This is a genomic window from Comamonas sp. F1-6, assembly GCF_039581415.1.
In the GTDB taxonomy this organism is placed as follows: domain Bacteria; phylum Pseudomonadota; class Gammaproteobacteria; order Burkholderiales; family Burkholderiaceae_C; genus Comamonas; species Comamonas thiooxydans.
In genome coordinates this window covers 253,960-276,860 of the sequence record NZ_JBCPWN010000003.1, presented here as the reverse complement: position 1 = coordinate 276,860, position 22,901 = coordinate 253,960, and the positions used below count along the sequence as shown (strand labels likewise).

At 61.7% G+C, this 22,901-nt stretch carries 16 protein-coding genes; 7 read left to right on the top strand and 9 right to left on the bottom strand.

All coding sequences use genetic code 11. The annotated features are described in order from the left end of the window. Positions 1 to 25: 25 nt before the first annotated feature. Together AAIL66_RS05070 and AAIL66_RS05065 are read right to left on the bottom strand one after the other, a co-directional pair. Positions 26 to 1,201 carry a M20 aminoacylase family protein gene (locus AAIL66_RS05070; protein WP_343496154.1) on the bottom strand — a complete coding sequence of 392 codons (1,176 nt, stop codon included), beginning with the start codon at positions 1,199 to 1,201 and terminating at the stop codon, positions 26 to 28. Positions 1,202 to 1,216: 15 nt separating this feature from the next. Continuing rightward, a complete protein-coding gene (locus AAIL66_RS05065) occupies positions 1,217 to 2,560 on the bottom strand; it encodes a DUF3100 domain-containing protein (RefSeq protein WP_012838321.1) in 1,344 nt (447 codons plus the stop codon). A gap of 204 nt (positions 2,561 to 2,764) precedes the next feature. Here AAIL66_RS05065 and AAIL66_RS05060 point away from each other — a divergent pair, with 204 nt between their 5' ends. The 5 genes from AAIL66_RS05060 to AAIL66_RS05040 all read left to right on the top strand — a co-directional run bounded on the left by AAIL66_RS05060 (position 2,765) and on the right by AAIL66_RS05040 (position 9,307). Next, positions 2,765 to 3,676: a LysR family transcriptional regulator gene (locus tag AAIL66_RS05060; protein WP_045838906.1), complete on the top strand. Its 912-nt coding sequence runs from the start codon at positions 2,765 to 2,767 to the stop codon at positions 3,674 to 3,676. Between the two features lie 87 nt (positions 3,677 to 3,763). Continuing rightward, positions 3,764 to 4,831, top strand: a complete 1,068-nt coding sequence (locus AAIL66_RS05055; protein ID WP_034384128.1) for a MoxR family ATPase — start codon at positions 3,764 to 3,766, stop codon at positions 4,829 to 4,831. Beyond that, entirely contained in the window at positions 4,831 to 6,687 is a 1,857-nt protein-coding gene (locus AAIL66_RS05050) for a hypothetical protein (protein WP_343496153.1), read from the top strand. The genes AAIL66_RS05055 and AAIL66_RS05050 overlap by 1 nt, the downstream gene beginning before the upstream one ends. A 130-nt stretch (positions 6,688 to 6,817) precedes the next feature. Continuing rightward, on the top strand, positions 6,818 to 7,174 hold the full coding sequence (locus AAIL66_RS05045) for a zinc ribbon domain-containing protein YjdM (protein ID WP_034384125.1): 357 nt from the start codon (positions 6,818 to 6,820) through the stop codon (positions 7,172 to 7,174). A gap of 762 nt (positions 7,175 to 7,936) precedes the next feature. Next, positions 7,937 to 9,307: an MFS transporter gene (locus tag AAIL66_RS05040; RefSeq protein WP_034384123.1), complete on the top strand. Its 1,371-nt coding sequence runs from the start codon at positions 7,937 to 7,939 to the stop codon at positions 9,305 to 9,307. A gap of 132 nt (positions 9,308 to 9,439) precedes the next feature. Here the strand turns inward: AAIL66_RS05040 and AAIL66_RS05035 are convergent, their stop codons facing one another. The 7 genes from AAIL66_RS05035 to aceE all read right to left on the bottom strand — a co-directional run bounded on the left by AAIL66_RS05035 (position 9,440) and on the right by aceE (position 19,349). Further along, the gene (locus tag AAIL66_RS05035; protein WP_080746107.1) at positions 9,440 to 9,916 is read right to left on the bottom strand and encodes a GFA family protein; all 477 of its coding nucleotides are present in this window, start codon (positions 9,914 to 9,916) and stop codon (positions 9,440 to 9,442) included. Positions 9,917 to 10,151: 235 nt separating this feature from the next. Next, positions 10,152 to 11,468 carry a type II toxin-antitoxin system HipA family toxin gene (locus AAIL66_RS05030; protein WP_343496152.1) on the bottom strand — a complete coding sequence of 439 codons (1,317 nt, stop codon included), beginning with the start codon at positions 11,466 to 11,468 and terminating at the stop codon, positions 10,152 to 10,154. Then, complete coding sequence (locus AAIL66_RS05025) at positions 11,440 to 11,691, bottom strand: helix-turn-helix transcriptional regulator (RefSeq protein ID WP_343496151.1); 252 nt, start codon at positions 11,689 to 11,691, stop codon at positions 11,440 to 11,442. Before AAIL66_RS05025 ends, AAIL66_RS05030 begins: the two co-directional genes overlap by 29 nt. A gap of 323 nt (positions 11,692 to 12,014) precedes the next feature. Then, positions 12,015 to 13,853: a dihydrolipoyl dehydrogenase gene (gene lpdA / locus AAIL66_RS05020; protein ID WP_012838311.1), complete on the bottom strand. Its 1,839-nt coding sequence runs from the start codon at positions 13,851 to 13,853 to the stop codon at positions 12,015 to 12,017. Between the two features lie 92 nt (positions 13,854 to 13,945). Continuing rightward, entirely contained in the window at positions 13,946 to 14,821 is an 876-nt protein-coding gene (locus AAIL66_RS05015; protein WP_034384113.1) for a hypothetical protein, read from the bottom strand. 115 nt (positions 14,822 to 14,936) lie between these two features. Next, complete coding sequence (aceF, locus tag AAIL66_RS05010) at positions 14,937 to 16,616, bottom strand: dihydrolipoyllysine-residue acetyltransferase (RefSeq protein ID WP_343496150.1); 1,680 nt, start codon at positions 16,614 to 16,616, stop codon at positions 14,937 to 14,939. A gap of 18 nt (positions 16,617 to 16,634) precedes the next feature. After that, positions 16,635 to 19,349, bottom strand: a complete 2,715-nt coding sequence (aceE, locus tag AAIL66_RS05005) for a pyruvate dehydrogenase (acetyl-transferring), homodimeric type (RefSeq protein ID WP_343496149.1) — start codon at positions 19,347 to 19,349, stop codon at positions 16,635 to 16,637. Between the two features lie 309 nt (positions 19,350 to 19,658). Here aceE and AAIL66_RS05000 point away from each other — a divergent pair, with 309 nt between their 5' ends. Beyond that, the gene (locus AAIL66_RS05000) at positions 19,659 to 22,226 is read left to right on the top strand and encodes a PAS domain-containing sensor histidine kinase (protein ID WP_012838307.1); all 2,568 of its coding nucleotides are present in this window, start codon (positions 19,659 to 19,661) and stop codon (positions 22,224 to 22,226) included. After that, positions 22,223 to 22,876: a response regulator transcription factor gene (locus AAIL66_RS04995; protein ID WP_003055354.1), complete on the top strand. Its 654-nt coding sequence runs from the start codon at positions 22,223 to 22,225 to the stop codon at positions 22,874 to 22,876. The genes AAIL66_RS05000 and AAIL66_RS04995 overlap by 4 nt, the downstream gene beginning before the upstream one ends. Positions 22,877 to 22,901 lie beyond the last annotated feature (25 nt).

Genomic DNA, 22,901 nt, shown 5'->3' with positions numbered 1-22,901 from the left:
AGGCATGTATGGCAAAACTGCGCTGTCAGGCTAGCAGCTTGCCATCCTTCAGCAGCGCACCCACCAGCGCCACCCAGTAACGCATGCCTAGCGGCAGATTGGCGTCATTGAAGTCATACTTGGGATTGTGCAGCGAGGCGCTGTCCTCGCCATTGCCCAGCCAGATATAGACGCCCGGGCATTCCTGCGCCATGAAGGCAAAGTCTTCCGAGGCCATGCTGGGCACCATATCGCGGCGCACCTTGCCCTCGCCCAGCACGCTGGTCAGCACCTCGGCGCAGACTTCGGCATGCTGGGGGTTGTTGATGGTCGCGGGGTAGCTGACGCGGTAGTCGAGATGGGCCTCCAGGCCGTGCAGCGCGCAAGTCGCGGAGATCGCATCGCGAAAACGCTGTTCGATGCGCGCACGCTGAGGCATGTCAAAGCAGCGCACGGTGCCACGCAGCTTGATGACTTCGGGCATCACGTTGTAGGTATCGCCGGCGTTGAAGCTGGTCACGCTAAGCACGGCCGGCTTGTGAACCTCCTGCTCGCGCGCGACCAGCGCGGGAAGATGGGTCACCAGTTGGCAGGCAGCCAGCAGTGCGTCCTTGCCCAGATGGGGCATGGCGGCATGGCAACCCTTGCCGGTCAGCGTCAGGTCAAAGATGTCGAAGGCCGCCATCACGGCCGTGGAATGCACCGCTGCCGTTCCCACGGGCAGGCCCGGCCAGTTATGCATGCTGTAGACCGCGTCCATGGGGAAGCGCTTGAACAACCCGGCTTCGATCATGGCTCGCGCGCCACCTTCGTTTTCCTCGGCGGGCTGGAAGATGAAATGCACGGTCCCCGCAAAATCGGGCGCCGAGGCCAGAGCCTGGGCCGCCCCCAGCAACATGCTGGTATGGCCGTCATGGCCGCAGGCATGCATACGGCCGGCGTGCGTGGACGCATGCTCGCACTGGTTGAGCTCCGTCACATTCAACGCGTCCATATCGGCGCGCAGGCCGATGGAAGGGCCTGCGCCCATATTGCCCTTGAGCACGGCAACCACGCCCGTACCGGCCAGGCCGGTGTGTACATCCAGACCAAAGCTCTTCAGCAGTTCGGCCACGCGTGCGCTGGTGCGGTGCTCCTGAAACGCGGTTTCGGGATGACGGTGAAAGTCATGGCGCCAGGCTTGCAGTTCCTGCTGGCCGGGCCACTTGATGGTGTTCATCATGGTCGTGCTCCGGCTTTACAGCGTATGGACAAAGGTCTGGGCGATCAGGGTCGCAGCCAGGAACACACCGGCATTGGCCAGCAGCGAAACCACGACGATGCGCCAGCCCAGACGGCGGAAGGCCGGGATGTCCTTGGCCAGCGACAGGCCCGCGAAAGTCAGCATGGGCGTGATCATGGCCAGGAAGTTGACCTTGCCGGTGAGCGCAGCCACTTCGGCGGCATAAGGCGTGAGCGGGAATGTCATGGCCATGGCGATGAACGAGATCCAGCACACGGCAGGCAGCATGCGGCGCGTGCCGACGTAGATCAGATCACCGACAAACACGGCAGCAATGATGAGCAGCACGCCGGGCAGCGCATCCATCACCGGCACGCCATGGCCGATGCGGTTGCCGATCAGCACCATGGCGCCGACCAGGACCCAGGAAGCGAAGCGCATGCCCAGACCCAGCGCTGGCACCTGCGCCTGCTCTTCGTCCTTGGCTGCCGACAGATCCACGGCCTGCTCCACCACGGCCTGCTTGCGCTTGCGGCCCAGAATCGGCTCCAGCCATTGATAGGCGCGCAAGGCCAGGGGCAGCGAGATGAACAGCGTCAGATAAGTGCCCACCGTTGTTGCGATCAGATTGGCGGCAGCGGCAAAAGTGGCGATCTGGTCGCTCATTTCGGGATGCTGGGCGGCGATCGCGCCCACGGCGGCGGCCGTCATGCTGCCCGAACCCACGCCGGCGCCCATGCCCAGGGCCAGCGGGTGGAAGATATTGAGGCTGGAGACAAAGCCGGCCAGCAGCGAGATGAAGATGGCGCCGATCAGAGTGCCCGTGATGTACTCGGCCAGCACGCCGCGGCCTTCGGGCGAATCCATGCCGAAACGCTCGCCGATGATGGCCAGGCCCGGTTCACGGCCGATGGAGAACGTCGCGCCAATCGCTTCGCGCTTGATCCCCAGCAGCAGCGCCACGGGCATGCCCAGGGCCACGCAACCGACCAAGTTGCCCAACTCCTGCAACACCAGTCCCCAGCCGACTTCCGCCAGCTTGGGCAGCGAACCACCGACCAGCAGGCCCAGCTTGGCAATGAACAGGAACAGCGCGCAGGACAGCACGGCGGCGGCCAGATTCTGGCTGTACAGGCTCAGTTGCAGCGGGCCGGGCATGCGCTTGCGCAGCAGACCCAGCACTAGGCCGATGAGCAGCGCCCAGATCATGGGCAGCAGCACCACCTTGCCCACGCCCAGCGAAATGGGCAGCGGCCCCAGCCACTCGGACAATGCCGCGATCACCAGCGCCAGCGCAAATACCTGCACCACGCTGCCCACATTCAACGCGGCCTTGGCCGGCTGCACCTCTGTACGCATCAACTTTCCTTGCGCACGACGGCCGCTGCCGACGCGCTGAAATAGCTTTGAACCCTGAAAATGGGCACAGCCAGCCCAAGCTGGCGCTCACCCATGCGGGCGCTGAATATAACAATGCATTTATTGCATACGCATTCTTTTTCTGTTCTAAAAAAGTGAACATACGTATGAATACAGATGTAATTTGGCGACGACAATCGCAGCATGCCCGCCTTTCAAGACTCCCGCGCCCGCTATCTGTTTGAAGCCGTCTACTGCGGCTCCGTTCGTGCCGCAGCCGAAAAACTGGGCATCGTGCCCTCGGCCGTCAGCCGCCAGATCAGCCTGCTCGAAGAGGAACTGGGCCTGGCCCTGCTGGAGCGCCATCGCAACGGCGTGGTACCCACCGAGGCCGGCCAGTTGCTGCTGGACTATCACCGCGAACACACGGCCCACCGCCACGACATGCAGGCCAAGGTCGATGCGCTTCGCGGGCTGCACAGCGGCAGTGTCAGCGTGGTCAGCGGCGAAGGCTTTGCGCAGGAGCTTATCGACGGGCCCATACGCAATTTTCGCCAGCAATATCCGGGCGTCAGCATCTCGCTGGAAATCTACGGCACGACCGAGATCATGCGCCGGATTCGCGAGGACGCTGCCGAGATCGGCCTGGTCTACTACCCGCCCGCCGACAGCCATATCACCGCACGCGGTACGGCGCGCCAGCCCATGCACGCCATCGTCCACTCCCAGCACCCGCTGGCCAGCGCTGCCCAGACTTCGCTGCAGGAGCTCAGCCAATGGCCTATTGCCATGCTTCAAGGTGTGTATGGCATTCGCCAGCTCGTGGAATATGCCGAACGCAAGGACAAGATCCACCTCAGCCCCGCGCTGACCAGCAATCTCATCAGCGTGCTGCTGGCCTTTGTCACCAGCGGCCAGGGCGTGACCCTGCTACCGCCCTGCTCCGTCACGGCCGAGCTGGCAAGCGGGCGCCTGCGTGCCATTCCCATTCACAACCCTGCATTTCAGGATGCGGAGATGCAGCTCATCACCCGTACCGGCCGCCATCTGTCCCCCGCCGCCAATCGCTTTTTGCTGTATTGCATGCAAGGCATGCAGGCGTTCCAGGAACCATGAGCGGCGACCCGCGGCCCGCAAGACTCCAGGTCAGGCCGCCTAAGCATGCTGAGGACGCCGCTGCACTTGCCTTAGACTGCACGCAGCATGCAAACCAGTCTGGCTCTCACTCCCTCGCAACTGAGCGAATTCCTTCTCAACGTCGCTACCGTACGCCCCGTGTTCATCTGGGGACCGCCAGGCATAGGCAAATCGGCACTGGTCCAGAACTTTGCGCAAAGCGTGGGGCTTGATTGCGTGTCCCTGCTGGGCAGCCAGCTCGCTCCCGAGGACTTGCTGGGCGTGCCACAGATCATTGACGGCATAACCCGCTTCTGCCCGCCCGCCATGATTGCGCGCAAGCAGCCTTATTGCCTGTTCCTGGACGAGCTCAACGCCTGCAGCCAGGATGTGCAAAAAGCCTTCTACAGCCTGATTCTGGAGCGCCGCGTGGGCGAGTACCTGATGCCCGAGGGCTCCATCGTGATTGCGGCTGGCAACCGCGCCCAGGATTCCGCGATTGTGCGCACCATGTCCTCGGCGCTGGTCAACCGCATGATTCACGTTCAACTCAAGGTCAGCGCCAGCGAGTGGCTGCAATGGGCGCAGCAAGCCCAGCTGCATGCCTTGGTGCTCGAATACCTGGCCCAGCGCCCCGATCACCTGTGGAGCCAACCGCCCAAGCACGAAGAGGCGTTTTCCACGCCGCGCTCCTGGCATATGCTCAGCGATGCCTTGCAGTCCTATGGCGATGCGCTGAACCTGCAGACGCTGGAAGCCCTGAGCAGCGGCTGCCTCACGCCCCAGCATGCGGCACAGTTCAAGGCCTTCTACAAGCTGGCCGACGACCGTCACCGTCTGGACGCCATCTTCAAGGGCGACGCCAACTGGCCCCATGCGCCGCAGGACAGGGATGTGCTGTATTTCCTGGCCCAGGCCTTCCGTGCACGTCTGCTCAAGATCCTGCCCGCCGACAAGCAGCAAAGCGGCGGCGAGCTGCAGCAGACCGTGCACCGCTCCAAGGCCATGCTCAAGGAGCTGGCTCAGATCAGCCTGGAAATGGCGCAGATCGTCACCGCCGAAAGCGACGGACAGACCCTGCCCGCCTGGTATATGGTGGAAATCGTGCGCGACCTGCCACGCCTGGTGGAAGCGCGCGAAGCGGCCAGAGCCTGATGGCCAAGCCCCCAATGCGCGAAACGCCAGCCACCCAGGCCTATACGCAAGGCCTGGCCATGCTGCAGGCACATCCCATCTTTACCGAACTCAGCCGCAGCCTGGGCTTTGTGCGCAGCGCCCATTCCCAGTGTCCGGCCCATGGCTGGGCGCAGGCCAGCCTCAACCACCAGCGCTTTACCGGCCAGATCGACATCCACCCCAAGCGCATGGCCAGTCCCGAGGAATGGGCATATTGCCTTGGGCGGGCCACGCTCAGCTACGCGCTGGAGCTGTTTCAGCGCGACCGCAGCCACTGGGCGCAATGGAGCGCAGCCTGCGATGTGGTCACGGCCCGCTTCATCCAGACCATCAAGCTCGGACGTCCGCCCGAAGGCATGGAATTACCCGACGGACTGCCCCAGCGCGACGAGGCACAGTGGTACGTGCAGTTCTGCGAACAGGGCATACCCGACTGGGCGCAGGCGCTGAGTCTTGCCGGTCCCGGCCAGGGCGGCGCTCACCCCAGCCTGGCCTTGCCAGAGCAATGGCCTGAGCCCGCCTCATCCACCAGCAAGCCGCAGCCGTACTGGCGCAGGTACGGCAACTGGCCCGAAATGTTTGCTGCAGGCCTGGCTCGCTCCGTCACCCAATCCGTGGAAATGGCTGCGGGCGTGCGCCGCGAGTTTGGCCAGAGCCTGCCTGCCAGCAGCGCGCTGGACCGCGCACGCCACTGGTTCATGGACAGCTTTCCGCTGCTGGGCAGCATGGTCGCGGCGTTTGACATCATGGAGGGCGCCAGCATCTGCGAGCGCGAGGACATTGCCGTCGCCGCGGTCGACGAGATGCTGCGCACCATCTACATCAACCCCGGCCCGCACCTGTCCGAGCTGGAGCTGCGCTTCGTCATTGCCCACGAAGTCCTGCACGTCGCCCTGCGCCATCTGCCGCGACGGCGCGGGCGCGAGCCGTTTCTATGGAACGTGGCCTGCGACTTCGTCATCAACGACTGGCTGATTCAGATGGACGTGGGTCAGCCGCCGGGCGTAGGCCTGCTCTACGACCCGGAGCTGCGCGGACTCAGTGCGGAAGAGGTCTACGACCGCATCGCGGGCGATCTGCGCCGCATGCGCAAGCTGCGCACCCTGGCCGGTGGCCAGGGCGACATGCTGGAGCGCAATGTGGGCGGCCAGCGCAAGGCTGGCGACTACACCGATATCGACGAATTCTGCCGCACCCAGTTGGGCAAAGGCTTGCTGCGCCATGAGCAAGACGCACGCGGCCTGCTGCCTGCGGGATTGATCGAGGAAATCCGCGCTCTGCTGCAGCCGCCGATTGACTGGCAGGTGGAGCTGGCGCGCTGGTTCGACCACCACTTTCCGCCCATAGAGACGCGGCGCAGCTATGCCCGCATCAGCCGGCGTCAAAGCGCCACGCCCGATATTCCCCGGCCCCGCATTCAGGCCGACAGCCGCTGGCTGGAGGGCCGCACCTTCGGCGTGCTGCTGGACACCTCGGGCTCCATGGAGCGCCATGTGCTGGCCAAGGCACTGGGCGCCATCGCAAGCTACGCCGATGCCAAGGATGTGCCCGCTGTGCGCCTGATCTGCTGCGACGCTGCCGCCTACGATCTGGGCTATCTGCCTGCCGCCGACATTGCCCAGCGCATCGCCCTCAAAGGCCGTGGCGGCACCGTGCTGCAACCGGGCGTGGATCTGCTGCTCCAGGACGACGACTTTCCCAAGGACGGCCCCATCCTCATCATCACCGATGGTCAATGCGACCAGCTGCGCGTGCCGCGCGAGCATGCCTATCTGCTGCCGCCCGGCCGCAAGCTACCGTTTCACACGGCTGCGCCCATCTTTGTGATGAGCTGAAATTCAGCCAGGCTCATGCAGCGCATGCCGTCCATATCGGCGTGCAAAGGCCTCTTAATCCGCACCTGGGCGAACCACTACTGCTTTGCGGCTAGGCTTGGTGCTTGCTATTTTGAAAGAAAGCCAATCCTTGAGCACGACGACTTTGCCCTCTTGCCCCCAATGCGGCCTGAACAACACCTACCCCGATGGCGATCTGCTTATCTGCCCCGACTGCGCCCATGAATGGTCGGCCCATGCAGAAGCCATTGCCGATGAAGACAACGGCCCCCGCATCATCAAGGACGCCAACGGCACGCCGCTGGCCGACGGCGACAGCGTGCTGCTGGTCAAGGACCTGAAGGTCAAAGGTTCCTCTACCGTCATCAAAAAAGGCACCAAGATCAAAGGCATTCGCCTGGTCTATGACAACGGCGACCATGACGTGGACTGCAAGACGGATCAGGGTCCATTCATTCTCAAATCCGAGTTTCTGAAAAAGGCCTGAGGCAGCACTCCCCATCGCTGAACCCAGCGATCCACCAACGCCCGGAGCCATGCCGGGCGTATCCGCTGGCACAATGTGGCGGCTCAAAAGCTCTGGCAACCCCTTGCGCGAATAGAAGCCTAACTGGCTCCTTTCCGCACTGGCCGTTATCAAAAATACATACTCAGCCACATCAGCTATCCGCAGATGAAACGGCTGTCTGCCCCCCGTGCTAGTGCTAGTTCAGGCGCAGCATGGCTCTCGATGGCGCACGTCATCGCCGCTCAAGCCTGCAGCATCTCCCGCCGCCTTGCCGCAGCAAGGCCGACCCTAAGGCTTACCCTCAGATGTCATGATCTGGCAACTGAATTGCGGCATGCGTTAAGTCCATTCAGGGCACCAGCCCTACATTGCCCCCTCGAACTCCTTGATTTCTGCCCCCGCAGAGGTCAATACAGGCTGATGCATACCTGTGCGCAGCCAGGTCCAGGCCATGAAGGGCAATAGCAGGAAATGAACCGGGAACTCGAAGGCAAGCAATCCAATCACTGGTCACAACCACAGTCTCCGCCGTGACCTCGTGAGTTCCAGGCAGCAAGACTTGGCAGCCTATGCCCCACGGCTTGATGCTGTGGGCCTCTGCGCAGTTCCCCCTGTATTCAAGACAACAACAAAAGCCCGGCATAGCCCTAGCACAGCGGCTTGCAGCGTCTACGTCGTGATGCTGCAAGACGTGCCGCAAGGAACCGCCCAGCGCCCCATACCAACTTCCAAGAGACAAGCATGACCCCAAGCGCGACGACCATTTCGGGCGCAACGCCCAGGCAGGACACCAGCCACAACATCGATGCAGACAACGCGCTGTATGCCAAGGTCAGTTGGCGACTGCTGCCCCTGCTGCTGATCTGCTACATGGTCGCCTACCTGGACCGCATCAACATCGGCTACGCCCAGATCCAGATGAAGCAGACGCTGGATTTCGGCGACGCCGCCTACGGCTTTGGCGCAGGCCTGTTCTTCATAGGCTACTTTTTGTTTGAAGTGCCCAGCAATCTGCTGCTGGAGAAGATTGGCACGCGCAAGACGCTGATGCGCATCATGCTGGTCTGGGGCGTCATCGCCACCGCCATGGCCTGGGTCTCCACTCCCATGCAGTTCTATGTGGCGCGCTTTCTGCTGGGCGCCTTCGAAGCCGGCTTCTTTCCCGGCGTCATTCTCTACTTCACCTACTGGTACCCCTCGGCACGCCGCGGCCGCGTGATCTCCATCTTTCTCTCAGCCGTCATGGCCATGGCGATTGCGGCCGGCCCGTTGTGCGGCGCCATTCTCAAATATATGGATGGCATCGACGGTCTGCATGGCTGGCAGTGGCTGTTTCTCATCCAGGGCCCTCCCGCCTGCATTCTGGGTCTGATCCTCTACTTCTATCTGCAGGACAAGCCAGCCGACGCAAAATGGCTGACAGACGCCGAAAAAGCGCGCCTGCAACACAACATCGCCAACGACAGCGGCCAAGTTGCTCACCATAGCGGCCACGGGCACAAGGCGGCCCACAGCAGCGCCACTCTGGGCCAGTTGCTGCGCGACCCCAAGGTCTATGCCCTGTCACTCGTGTATTTCATGATGCACGGTGCTACCTATCTGTTTGTCTTCTGGATGCCCACCGTGATTCAGGGCCTGGGCGTGCAGGACGTGCTGCATGTCGGCATCTACTCGGCCATTCCCTTTGTCGCAGGCTTCTTCGGCATGATTGCCTTCGGTGCCAGCTCCGACCGCTTCCGCGACCGCCGCTGGCATTTGTTCATCGCCACCGGTATGGCCATTGCCGGCCTGATCGTCACCCTGCAGATGCACGGCCATCTTGAGGGCTCGCTGATTGCCCTGGCCTTCACGCTGATCGGACTCGCGGCCCTGCCCCCGCTGTTCTTTGCCCTGGTCAGCGACTATCTGTCGCCGGCCGTAGCCGCCGGCGGCATAGCGCTCATCAGCAGCCTGGGCAACCTGGGCTCGGCCGCCAGCCCCACCCTGGCCGGCCTGCTGACCCAGCACACAGGCAACAGACACTACAGCATCTATCTCGTGCTGGTCATGCTGATCCTCTCGGCACTGGTGCTGATGGTGGCAGTGCGCGACTCCAAGACCAGGCGCGGCTAAGCCATGCCCGGCGCGCTTGCCAGGCAGCGCCCGACCCGGATTCATCTGGCTGGCTGATTCGATGCTGAACGCAGAAAATACATTAAAAACGACCGCCAACGCTTACCTGTAAAGCGTTAGAAGCTATCAAAATCATTCCTCAAGCTGCGCTTCGGCCAAGGGATTCGCCTTGTAACTCAGCCAGCCTGCCGCTACAGACTTGCCCGCAGCAGCGCCTGCGCGGCGGTCGTTGGGGTGCGAGCGCCCCTCGCTCACCACCACTTCGGCAAAGTCAAACGGGCTCATGCCCGCTATGCAAGCCACATTCACACCGTACTGATGCGGCGAGGAGCGTCGCTGATGGAAGGTATAGATGCCGCAATGCTTGCAAAAGAAATGCTTGGCCTGCCCGGTGTTGAACTGGTAGAGCGTCAGCGCATCCTGCCCCTGCAGCACCTCGATTCCGCTCAAATCAGCCGACACCGCCACGGCCCCGCGCATGCGGCAAAACGAACAATTGCAGCGCCGCGCGGTGTTCAGGCCATCGCTTAACAGAACGGTAAAGCGCACTGCGCCGCAGTGGCAGGCGGCTTGGAGCGGTCGGGAAAAATCGCGGCTGGGGCTAAGCATGGGTTTGTCTCCATCAATACGGTTCTTATATGGCTGGCGCTGAATCAACGGCATCCAATATCGGTCAAATCAAGCTCAAGCGCTCATGCAACAAGCGCAAGAAGCTATGAATCTTAAAAATTTCCCGATCAGGAAATTTTTAACTTGCCGCAACTAATTTAAATACATACTTCCCGTTCGGGAAATTTAACTGGCATCGCGGCGCTCCGATCTAGGTGTGAAATCACGCGTGTGCTCAGGCCAAGCGCCTCAGCGTCAAGGCGCAGCGCTGCTCTATCAGCTGCACGATCTGCGTCACCACGGCATTGCCCGCAAAACCATGCGGTGGCGCGGCCTGCAGCTTGCGCGCGGCAGCGGGTAGTTCGTTCGCCAGCTGCTGCAAACGCTTGCGCGTCGCCGCCTTGGCAAGGCCTGCTTCTTCCGCAAACTGCTCCCAGTGCCTGGCCTCCAGCTCGCTGAACTTGTATTTGCTGCCAATCTTCATTGCCATCTTGGGCGCCAGCTGGGGGTAAATCGCCGTAGCCAGCAGGTCGTAGAACGGTGCCAGCACAGGCGCCCTTCCTCCATAAAGCAGCGAGAAATTCTTGCCATGTGCGTCATGGTTGCCGATCAGGGCATTGAAGATCACCCCATCCAGCAGCCGCAGCACCTGCGGCGCGCTGGGGCGGGTCACGCTGCGCGCCAAGGCAAAGCATTGCGCCAGGCCCGGCCCGCCCTCGTTCTGGTACTTCAGCTCGGGCACCACGCCCAGCGCCTGGCAAAAGTCTTCCTGGTGCAGACGTTGCAGCTGCGCTTGGCCCTGCGCATCGTCCTTCAGCACCCGGTCATAGCGCTCCACCAGCAAAAACGAGCGACCCAGCACGCTATGGATTCGGGCATTGGCAGGCCTCAGCCCCATGACCTCAGCCAGCAGCATGCAAAAGCCTTCATTGGCCACGCTATCCTCCACAGCATGAATGGCGGGCTTCAAGATATGCGAGCTGGGCGCGCCATTGCGCGGCAGGCCAATCCGCACTACTCCTGGATCGCTCTCGTCCACCACCACGGGCAGCTTGTCCTGCGCCCCGGCCAGCGACAGCCGCAGACCATCATCGCCCGCCAGCATGGGGCGGCGCGGCAGCTCGTCCAGCAAGGCGAGCAGCTTTTGATCACTGAGCCACTCCACATCACCCGATTCCCCGGTCGCCCCAGCCCCGTTAGTTTGCGGCAAGGCTTGCCCTGGTTCCAGAAAGGTCACCGCACCCGCGCATTCGCCGCCAATATGATCCAGCAGAGCAAAATCGTTCTGGCCCGACACCTGAAACTGCTGCGCAATCAGGCGTCGCATCTGCCCTTCAGGCAGCAGACCGGCAAAGAATGGCCGGGTCTGGTGATCGCCAAAGGGCTCAGCCTGCAGCGGCAGCGACTGCGATAAAGCCGTGGCCTGCGGCAGCGCCAACCATTCGGTCACATAGGCAAAGCTCAGCCGCCCATGCACCAGCGACAGGCTGCCGACGCGCCGGTCAAACAGCCAGACTTCGAGTTCATGCGTCATGGTCTGCCCCGTCTTCATGCGCCGCTTCCGGCAAGCCGCCCAACTGCCACTCTCCCCCCAGCGCATCGATCACCCGCAGCACATGCTCCAGCCGCACCGTGGGCTTGCCCGACTCCAGATCCACAATAAACCGCGTGCCCACGCCTGCGGCCAAGGCAAGCTGCGGCTGGGTTATCCCCAGTTGTTTGCGGGCGATGCGCAGGGCCGTGCCCAGTTGGTCGGTGGTGTGGATGGTGGACATAAGGTGGTCTAGATTGAAAATTCCCGTTCGGGAAATTATGAAGCAGAGCATGCAGAAAGGGAATCAATATTTCCTGATCGGGAAATTCATTGACAGACAAGCTCAAGCACCAACGCCAAAAATTCAAGATAAAACAGGCTCCAGCGCTTATGCATCATGCACTGGCAGCTATCAAAACTAGTCTAAGCGCCCAAAGCAGCACGATCACAGATGGAAAATTGAGAATCAGTCGGTCTCAAGCACTTATGTAGCAAGCACAAGCAGCTATGGAAATATAAAAAAGGCAGCCCGAAGGCTGCCTTTGTTTTAAGCAAGCGAAACGCTCACTTACGTGCGGGTGGCACGTCCGTGCAGGAACCATGCGCCACTTCCGCCGCCATGCCGATGGACTCGCCCAGCGTGGGGTGCGGGTGGATGGTCTTGCCGATGTCCACCGTGTCGGCGCCCATTTCGATGGCCAGGGCGATTTCACCGATCATGTCGCCAGCGTGCGTGCCGACCATGCCGCCGCCCAGGATGCGGCCATGGCCGTGGGCCTCAGGGGAATCGTCAAACAGCAGCTTGGTAAAGCCTTCATCGCGGCCGTTGGCGATGGCGCGGCCGGAGGCAGCCCAAGGGAACAGGCCCTTCTTGACCTTGATGCCTTGTGCCTTGGCCTGGTCTTCGGTCAGACCCACCCATGCCACTTCGGGGTCGGTGTAGGCGACCGAAGGAATCACGCGGGCGTTGAAGGCAGCGGAAGCCAGTTCCTTGTTGCCTTGCAGCTCGCCAGCGATGACTTCAGCGGCCACATGCGCTTCGTGCACGGCCTTGTGCGCCAACATGGGCTGGCCCACGATGTCGCCAATCGCGAAGATGTTGGGCACGTTGGTGCGCATCTGGATATCGACGTCGATGAAGCCGCGGTCGGTCACGGCCACGCCAGCCTTGTCGGCGCTGATCTTCTTGCCATTGGGCGTGCGGCCCACGGCTTGCAGAACCAGGTCGTAGGTCTGGGGTTCAGGCACGGTGACGCCGTCCTTGGCAGGAGCGAACGTGACCTTGATGCCTTCGGGCGTGGCTTCGGCACCCACGGTCTTGGTGTTGACCATGATGTTGTCGAAGCGTGGCGCGTTCATCTTTTGCCAGACCTTGACCAGGTCGCGGTCAGCGCCTTGCATCAGGCCGTCCATCATCTCCACCACGTCCAGGCGTGCACCCAGCGTGGAGTAGACGGTGCCCATTTCCAGGCCGATGATGCCGCCGCCCAGAATCAGCATGCGCTTGGGCACTTCCTTCAGGTCCAGAGCGCCGGTGGAATCGACCACGCGGGGATCCTTGGGCATGAAGGGCAGGTGCACGGCTTGCGAGCCCGCAGCGATGATGGCGTTCTTGAACTGAACGATCTTCTTGCTGCCGGTCTTTTCCTGGCCGGAACCGGTGGTTTCTTCGACTTCGATGTGGTTGGCAGACACGAAGTTGCCGTAGCCACGCACGACGGTGACCTTGCGCATCTTGGCCATCTGGCCCAGACCGCCGGTCAGCTTGCCGATGACCTTTTCCTTGTGGCCGCGCAGCTGGTCGATGTTGACTTCGGGAGCGGCAAACTTCACGCCGGCCACTTCCAGGTGCTTGACCTCGTCCATCACGGCAGCCACGTGCAGCAGCGCCTTGGATGGGATGCAACCCACGTTCAGGCAAACGCCGCCCAGGGTGGCGTAGCGCTCGACCAGCACGACCTTGAGGCCCAGGTCGGCGGCGCGGAAGGCTGCCGAGTAGCCGCCAGGGCCACCGCCCAGAACGACCACGTCGCAGTCCATGTCCACAGTGCCGGCAAAGTTGCTGGCGACGGGAGCTGGAGCGGCAGCCACGGGGGCCGCCACAGGTGCTGGAGCGGCTGCGGCGGGTGCAGGGGCGGCGGCCTGTGCAGGTGCGGCAGCACCGGCTGCCACTTCCAGCGACAGCACGACGGAGCCTTCGGCAACCTTGTCACCGACCTTGACCTTGATTTCCTTCACGACGCCGGCGTGGCTGGAAGGGATTTCCATGGAAGCCTTGTCGCTCTCCACGGTAATAAGGGACTGGTCCACGGACACGGTGTCGCCAGCGTTGACCAGCAGTTCGATCACGCCCACTTCGGCGAAGTCGCCAATGTTAGGCACCTTGATATCGATGAGGCTCATATGCGCTCCTATCTTGGTTTTTGTCTCTGTGCCACCTGAAGAATCAGGCAGCAAAAACGGTTTTTCTCGGTTTGAAGCCGGACGGTGACGCCTTAGCTCCAATCAAAGGTCTGCAGCACGGTGCGGCTTTGTGGCTCGTAGAACATCAGAATTTCGCAGTCGCTACCGGTGAACTCGTTGGCATAGGTGCTGGTGATGAACTCGAACGCAGCGCCCGTTTCCGGGTGGATGGGGTGAATGCCGTCATCCGTACCAATGTCGCTGAGCAGTGGGTTGGTCAGATTGCTCCAATTACCACCCCATGCAGGCCCGCCCAGCACACCGAGCAGATAGCGACCTGAAGTGGAGTCATAGCAATCCGTGCCTGGCTCATACAAGGGCAGCTTGGCAACTTCAGCAGCGTCATCCCAGGGCTTGGCAGCATTCCAGCCATGGGCCAGAAAGTCCCGCCTGGCCTGCCCATATGCCGCGTGCTGGGTTGCGTAATGCAACTCCATCACATCGCGCCATGAGTACTTGGCCCCGTGGTGCAGTTCAAACGGCGGCTCCACGCCCAGTTTGACCAGTTCACGATGCTGGGTGCGCACCTCGCGCCAGTCGAGCGATTTTTCCGCCCAGTCGGCCCGATCCTGCTCCAGCATGAAGTAGCGCCAGTCACCCAGCAACTCGTACCTGCCTTGTTCGTTGAGCTTGAAAGCCAGCCAGTCAGGCTTGAGCAGCGCATTGCCAAACTCCTCGCCTCCCCACTCCCCGACTTGCCCTTCGTAGGGCTCGCAAGGGGCGACGAGATGAATCGGCCCGCTCCAGGCATCGTCGAGCAAGGCCAGATCGATGGTGACCAGCGGCAGAAAATGCCGCGCGTACTTCTCGACCGGCTCGGCGAAGACGTCAGACGCATCCGGAAAGGGCCGGATACCGGGGATGACGCCACGCAGATGCTCGATGGGATGCTGTCTCAGGTTCTTCATCTCACTCATGGACTGGCAAGGTGAAGCGCAAGGCATCTAAAAAGATAGCTACTTGCGCAGTTCAGATAAGCGCTACAGGCCGATTTCGCTAAAAATCGGCCTGCTTGTCAGCTGCTTAGAGCAGGATGCGGCGGTAGTCGGCCAGCACAGCGCCCAGGTAGGCGTTGAAGCGTGCAGCGGCTGCACCGTCGATGACACGGTGGTCGTACGACAGCGACAGAGGCAGCATCAGGCGAGGCACGAACTGCTTGCCGTCCCACACAGGCTTCATGGCGCCCTTGGACAGACCCAGGATGGCGACTTCAGGCGCATTGATGATGGGCGTGAAGTTGGTGCCGCCGATGCCGCCCAGAGACGAGATCGAGAAGCAGCCGCCTTGCATGTCCGCAGCGCCCAGCTTGCCGTCACGGGCCTTCTTGGCCAGCTCGCCCATTTCCTGGCTGATCTGCAGAATGCCCTTCTTGTCGGCATCCTTGAGCACGGGAACGACCAGGCCGTTCGGTGTGTCCGCAGCAAAGCCGATGTTGAAGTACTGCTTGTAGACCAGAGTGTCGCCATCCAGAGAGGCGTTGAACTCGGGGAACTTCTTGAGCGCAGCCACCACGGCCTTGATCACGAAAGCCAGCATAGTCACCTTGACGTCGCTCTTGGCCTTGGCGCTTTCGGCATTGGTCTGCACGCGGAAGGCTTCCAGCTCGGTGATGTCGGCCTCGTCATTGTTGGTGACGTGGGGGATGACCACCCAGTTGCGATGCAGGTTGGCGCCCGAGATCTTCTTGATGCGCGACAGTTCCTTGCGCTCGACAGCGCCGAACTTGGCGAAGTCGACCTTGGGCCAGGCCAGCACTTCCAGACCGCCGACGTTGCCGCCGGAAGACTTGGGAGCCACCGCCTGCTGCGCCAGGGTCTGTACGGCACCAGCCATCACCGACTTGGTGAAGGACTGGATGTCTTCGGCCGTAATGCGGCCCTTGTTGCCCGAGCCCTTGACTTCTGCCAGAGGCACGCCCAGTTCGCGAGCGAACTTGCGCACCGAAGGCGAGGCATGGGGCAACTGACCCGAAGGCGCCACGGTGGGGTTGTGGGCTGCAGGCGCTGCCACAGGTGTGGAAGCAGGAGTTGCAGCCACGGGAGCAGCGGCCACAGGAGCAGCTGCAGCAGCCACAGGGGCGGCCACGGGAGAGGCGGCCTGCACGGGAGCAGCTGCTGCGCCCTGCACCGTCATCTGGCCGACCACGTCGCCCACGTTGACGGTGTCACCCAGCTTGATGGTCAGCGCCGTGATGGTGCCTGCCGAGGGTGAAGGGATTTCCATCGAGGCCTTATCGGACTCCACGGTGAACAGCGATTGCTCGACGGCCACGGTATCGCCCACCTTGACCAGCATCTCGATCACGGCCACGTTCTTGAAGTCGCCGATATCGGGGATCTTGATGTCCACGGTAGAAGACGCTGCGGGAGCGGCCGCCACAGGAGCTGCAGCCACGGGAGCAGGAGCAGCGGCCACGGGGGCAGCCACAGGTGCGGGTGCTGCGGCGGCAGGTGCGGGAGCCGCGTCGGCGGTTTCCAGCATCACGACCACGGAGCCTTCCTTGACCTTGTCGCCCAGGGCAACCTTGATTTCCTTGACCACGCCAGCCTGGCTGGAGGGGATTTCCATGGAAGCCTTGTCGGACTCCACGGTAATCAGGGATTGCTCGACCTTGATGGTGTCACCCACCTTGACCAGCACTTCGATCACGCCGACTTCGGAGAAGTCGCCAATATCGGGGACCTTGATTTCTGTCAATGCCATGTTATCTGTCTCCCCTTCTTAGGCGTGCAGCGGGTTGATCTTGTCGACGTTGATGCCGTACTTCTTGATCGCTTCGGCCACGGTCGTGGCGTTGATCTTGCCTTCATCGGCCAGACCACGCAGTGCAGCCACCACGATGTAATGACGGTTGACTTCGAAGTGTTCACGCAGCTTGGCGCGGAAGTCCGAACGACCGAAGCCGTCGGTACCCAGCACCTTGTAGGTACGGCCCTTGGGCATGTAGGGACGGATCTGCTCGGCGTAGGCCTTCATGTAGTCGGTCGAGGCGACCACGGGGCCGGGATGGGCAGCCAACTGCTGGGACACGAAGGGAACCTTGGCGGCTTCCAGCGGATGCAGCATGTTGAAGCGGTCCGCTTCCTGACCTTCGCGGGTCAGTTCGTTGAACGACGGGCAGCTCCAGACGTCGGCGGCAACACCCCAGTCCTTTTCCAGCAGTTCCTGGGCGAAGAAGGACTCGCGCAGGATGGTGCCGGAGCCCAGCAGTTGAACGCGCAGACCGCTCTCGGGCACCTTCTGGCCAGGCTTGACCATGTACATGCCCTTGAGGATCTGCTCTTCCGTGCCGGCTTCCAGGCCAGGCATGGGGTAGTTTTCGTTCAGCAGCGTGATGTAGTAGAAGATGTTTTCCTGGTTCTGCACCATGCGACGCAGACCGTCCTGCATGATCACGGCCACTTCGTGAGCGAAGGTGGGGTCGTAGGACACGCAGTTGGGGATGGTGTTGGCCAGGATATGGCTGTGACCATCTTCGTGCTGCAGGCCTTCGCCGTTCAGCGTGGTACGGCCCGAAGTGCCGCCCAGCAGGAAGCCGCGCGCTTGCAGGTCGCCAGCCGCCCAGGCCAGGTCGCCGATGCGCTGGAAGCCGAACATCGAGTAGTACACATAGAACGGGATCATGACCCGGTTGCTATGGCTGTAGCTGGTGGCTGCAGCGATCCAGCTGGACATGCCGCCGGCTTCGTTGATGCCTTCCTGCAGGATCTGGCCGGCCTTGTCCTCGCGGTAGTACATCACCTGGTCCTTGTCGACCGGGGTGTATTGCTGACCGTGGGGGTTGTAGATGCCGACCTGACGGAACAGGCCTTCCATACCGAAGGTACGGGCCTCGTCCACCAGGATGGGCACCACGCGGGGGCCGATGTTCTTGTCACGCAGCAACTGCGTCAGGAAACGCACATAAGCCTGGGTCGTGGAGATCTCACGGCCTTCGGGTGTGGGCTCCAGGATGGCCTTGAAGGTATCCAGCGCAGGAGCGGTGAACTGCTCGTCAGCTTGCTGGCGACGGTGCGGCAGATAGCCGCCCAGGGCCTTGCGGCGCTCGTGCAGATACTTCATTTCCGGCGTATCGTCGGCCGGCTTGTAGAAGGGAATGTCCGCGATCTGGCTGTCGGGGATCGGGATGTTGAAGCGGTCGCGGAAGGCCTTGATGTCCTCGTCGCTCAGCTTCTTGGTCTGGTGAACGTTGTTCTTGCCTTCACCGATCTTGCCCATGCCGAAGCCCTTGACGGTCTTGACCAGCAGCACGGTAGGCTGACCCTTGTGGCCGTTGGCAGCGGCGAATGCTGCGTAGACCTTCTGCGAATCGTGGCCACCGCGGCGCAGATTCCAGATTTCATCGTCGGACATGTGCTCGACCATCTTCAGGGCGCGAGGATCGCGACCGAAGAAATGCTGGCGAACGTAGGCACCATCGTTGGCCTTGAAAGCCTGATAGTCGCCGTCGTTGCACTCCATCATGATCTTCTTGAGCACGCCGTCCTTGTCCTTAGCCAGCAGCTCGTCCCAGCCCTTGCCCCACAGCAGCTTGATGACGTTCCAGCCGGCACCGCGGAATTCGCCTTCCAGCTCCTGGATGATCTTGCCGTTGCCGCGCACAGGACCGTCCAGGCGCTGCAGATTGCAGTTGATCACGAAGACCAGGTTGTCCAGGTTCTCGCGCGAAGCCAGACCGATGGCGCCCAGGGATTCCACTTCGTCCATTTCACCGTCGCCGCAGAACACCCAGACCTTGCGGTTTTCGGTGTTGGCAATGCCGCGTGCGTGCAGATACTTCAGGAAACGTGCCTGGTAGATGGCCATCAGCGGGCCCAGGCCCATGGACACCGTGGGGAACTGCCAGAAGTCAGGCATCAGCTTGGGGTGGGGGTAGCTCGACAGACCCTTGCCGTCCACTTCCTGGCGGAAGTTCAGCAGCTGTTCTTCGGAGATACGGCCTTCCAGGTAGGCGCGGGCATAGATGCCGGGCGAGACGTGACCCTGGATATACAGGCAGTCGCCGCCGTGGTTTTCGTTCTCGGCATGCCAGAAATGGTTGAAGCCGGCCGCAAACATATTGGCCAGCGAAGCGAAGGAGCCGATGTGACCGCCCAGATCACCACCTTCGGGGGGGTGAATACGGTTGGCCTTGACCACCATGGCCATGGCGTTCCAGCGCATGTAGGCACGCAGACGACCTTCGATCTCGAGGTTGCCGGGGCACTTTTCTTCCTGATCGGCCTCGATGGTGTTCACGTAGCCTGTATTGGCCGAGAAAGGCATGTCCACGCTGTTCTGGCGCGCGTGTTCAAGCAGATCCTCGATCAGCTTGTGAGCATAGTCCGCACCTTCGCGGTCGATCACCGCAGAGAGGGCATCCATCCACTCGCGCGATTCTTGTTGGTCCAGGCCGGCAGGAAAGCCAGCGCCTTTGGGATCAGTCTGAGCTGTCATTGTGAGTGTCTCCTTCGAGAGGGGGTAGCTTTATCACGAAGCAGTGAGTGCGGCATCACACGGGTGCGGCAAGCGCCACACCGCATAACGCGTGGCACAGCACCTTCGGGTGCTCCCCGGATTAAACCGATTCACTGTGTCGATCGCTGGCGAGTTTCGCACATTTTTTTCAAATTTCAAATTGTGCTTTGTGATTTCACTATATAAAAAAATGCTGCAAATGCACATACAGTGAAGCCTCTATAGATTGTCTTTTACGCGACAGAAATAGTCGCAGATTCCACTAGGTCTCTCCCCTACACTGGAGGCATGCAAACAAGCAATCACGAACGAGAAAAAGAGGACGCAAAAAGCGCGCAATCCGTTGCATCCCCTGTGCGCTGGTGGCGTAGCTGGTGGCGCAGCCTGTCGCCGACCCGGCAGGATCGCTATGCCGCGCTCGCGCCGCTGGCATCGGTGCTGATGTTCATGGCTGCAATCATTGCGTCGTTCTGGTATTTGCGCACGGAAGAAGTGGATCGCGAGCAGGAGGCACTGCGCCGCGACGTGGAATACGCCCAACAACGCGTGCGCCTGCGCCTGCTGGAGCGCCAGGAGCAACTGATGCGCATGGCTCGTGACATCGGCAACCGCGAGATGCGCAAAGCCGACTTCGACGGCCGCACCGAAGCGTTGATCAGCCAATACCCCGAGCTGCAATCGATTACCTGGATCAATGACAAGCGTCAGGTTGTGTACAGCCAGTCAGCTCCGACGGTGGCCACGGATCAGTTGCGTGCCGTGGGCGAAAGCCTGCATCAGGGCGAGACCCTGCAAGCCTATGAGCAGGCCCGCGAGATGCTGCAGCCCATCTATGTGCAGGAAAAAGCCCAGCCCAATGAGTTGCCGCCACTGCTGCAACTGCATGTGCCAATCAGCGCCAACAGCCGCTACCAGGGCGAGCTGCTGGCCGAGTTTTCGGTGGACAGTCTGCTGCGCTATGGCACGCCCACGGAAGTGATGGCCCGTTACGCCATCACCATGCGCGATGCCGACAACCATGTGCTGGCCGGCACTCCGCTGGCACCGCGCAAGACGCCTACCGAGCTGCTGCACTGGCGTGCCATTGCGAATGAATACGAAGTGCCCGTCTCCCCGGTGGGCACGGCGCTGATGATGCGCGCCCAGGCCTATCAGACCTCGCTGGGCGTAGTCGGTAGCGGCCTGTTCTGGCTGGTGGGCACCTTGTCGGCCATGACGGCCTGGCTGCTGCTGGCCACCTGGCGCCACACACGCCGACGTCAGCGTGCTCAGGAGGCCTTGGTGGCCGAGACCAACTTCCGTCGTGCCATGGAAAATTCCGTGCTGACGGGCATGCGAGCACTGGATCTGCACGGCCGCATCACCTATGTGAACGCAGCCTTCTGCCAGATGACGGGCTGGAGCGAGAAGGATCTGGTCGGCCAGGTTCCACCCTATTCCTACTGGCCCGATAACGACTACGACAATCTGCATTCACAGCTGCGCGAAGAGCTGTCGGGCAAGACCATCGTTGGCGGCTTTCAGGTACGTGTGAAGCGCAAGAACGGCAGCCTGTTCGACGCGCGCCTGTATGTATCGCCGCTGATTGATGCCCACGGCCAGCACACGGGGTGGATGTCGTCCATGACGGACATTACCGAGCCCAACCGGATTCGCGAACAGCTGTCTGCCTCGTACGAGCGTTTCACCATTGTGCTGGAGGCGCTGGATGCCTCTGTTTCCGTGGCCCCTCTTGGAAGTGCCGAACTGCTGTTTGCCAACAAGCTGTACCGTCAGTGGTTTGGCTCGCACACCGAAGGACATCTGCAACTGGTCGCCCAGGCCGGCAAGCTGCCGGTTCGCCACCAGCCCGAAGCCGAGAACGAAGACGGCCTCATGGGCTTGCCTACGGACACGCTGACTGCCGCACGCAGCGAGAACGCCGAGATCTTCGTGCCCAGCCTGGGCAAATGGCTGGAAGTCCGCTCGCGCTATCTGAGTTGGGTGGACGGCCGCCTGGCCCAGATGGTGATTGCCACCGACATCACCCAGCGCCGCCTGGCCGAGGAACAGGCTGCGGCCCAGGCTGAAAAGGCCCAGACCGCCAGCCGCCTCATCACCATGGGAGAGATGGCATCCAGCGTGGCGCACGAACTCAACCAGCCCCTGACCGCCATCAGCAATTACAGCTCCGGCATGCTGACACGCCTGGAAAACGGCACGCTCACACCCGAACAGATGAAGTTCGCACTGGAAAAGACGGCACATCAGGCACAGCGTGCCGGGCAGATCATTCAGCGCATCCGCTCCTTCGTGAAAAAGAGCGAGCCCAATCGCATGCTGGCCCAGGTAGGCGAGATGGTGAACGAGGCGCTGGAGCTGGCCGGTATCGAGTTGCGCCGCCGCAATGTGCAGCTGACCTCGCATATTGCCGAACGCATGCCGCCGGTAATGGCCGATGCCATCCTCATCGAGCAGGTTCTCATCAATTTGATGAAAAACAGTGCTGAGTCCATTGATATGTCCGACCGCCCGCTGGGCCAACGCAATGTGGAACTGCGCGTGCGCCCCCAGGTCTTTGAAAGCCTGCCGGGTGTGGAGTTCACCGTGGAAGACACGGGCAAGGGCCTGCCGCCGGAAGTGTTGGAACACTTGTTCGAAGCCTTCTTCTCCACCAAGAGCGAAGGCATGGGCATAGGCCTGAACCTTTGCCGCTCGATTGTCGAATCACATCAGGGTCGAATGCATGCCGAGAACCTCTACAATGGAAGCGAAGTCACTGGTTGCCGGTTCTCATTCTGGCTACCGTTGGCAACGGGTGTGGAGACGACAACACTCACCACGACAAGCGAACCCATAAAGAGGACGATTGCATGAGTTTGATTCCCAAAAAAGGCACTGTTTACGTAGTTGACGACGACGAAGCAGTCCGTGATTCGCTGCAATGGCTGCTGGAAGGCAAGGACTACCGCGTGCGTTGCTTTGACTCCGCCGAGACCTTTTTGTCGCGCTACGACCCACGCGAAGTGGCCTGCCTGATCGTCGACATCCGCATGGGCGGCATGACCGGCCTGGAGCTGCAGGACCGACTGATCGAGCGCAAGTCTCCTCTGCCCATCGTCTTCATCACCGGTCACGGCGATGTGCCCATGGCGGTGAACACCATGAAGAAAGGCGCGCTGGACTTCATCCAGAAGCCTTTCAACGAAGAAGAGCTGCTGGGTCTGGTCGAGCGCATGCTGGATCACGCCCGCGAAGCCTTTACCGGCCACCAGCAGGCCGCCAGCCGCGATGCTCTGCTGGCCAAGCTCACGGGCCGCGAAGCCCAGGTGCTCGAGCGCATCGTCGCCGGCCGCCTGAACAAGCAGATCGCCGACGATCTGGGCATCTCCATCAAGACCGTGGAAGCCCACCGCGCCAACATCATGGAAAAGCTCAACGCCAACACCGTGGCCGATCTGCTCAAGATCGCACTGGGCCAGGGCCAGACCAGCGCTGCGGCCAAAGCGGCGGCTGCCGTCAATTAAGTGCTCCCCGCGAAATCGGAAGCCA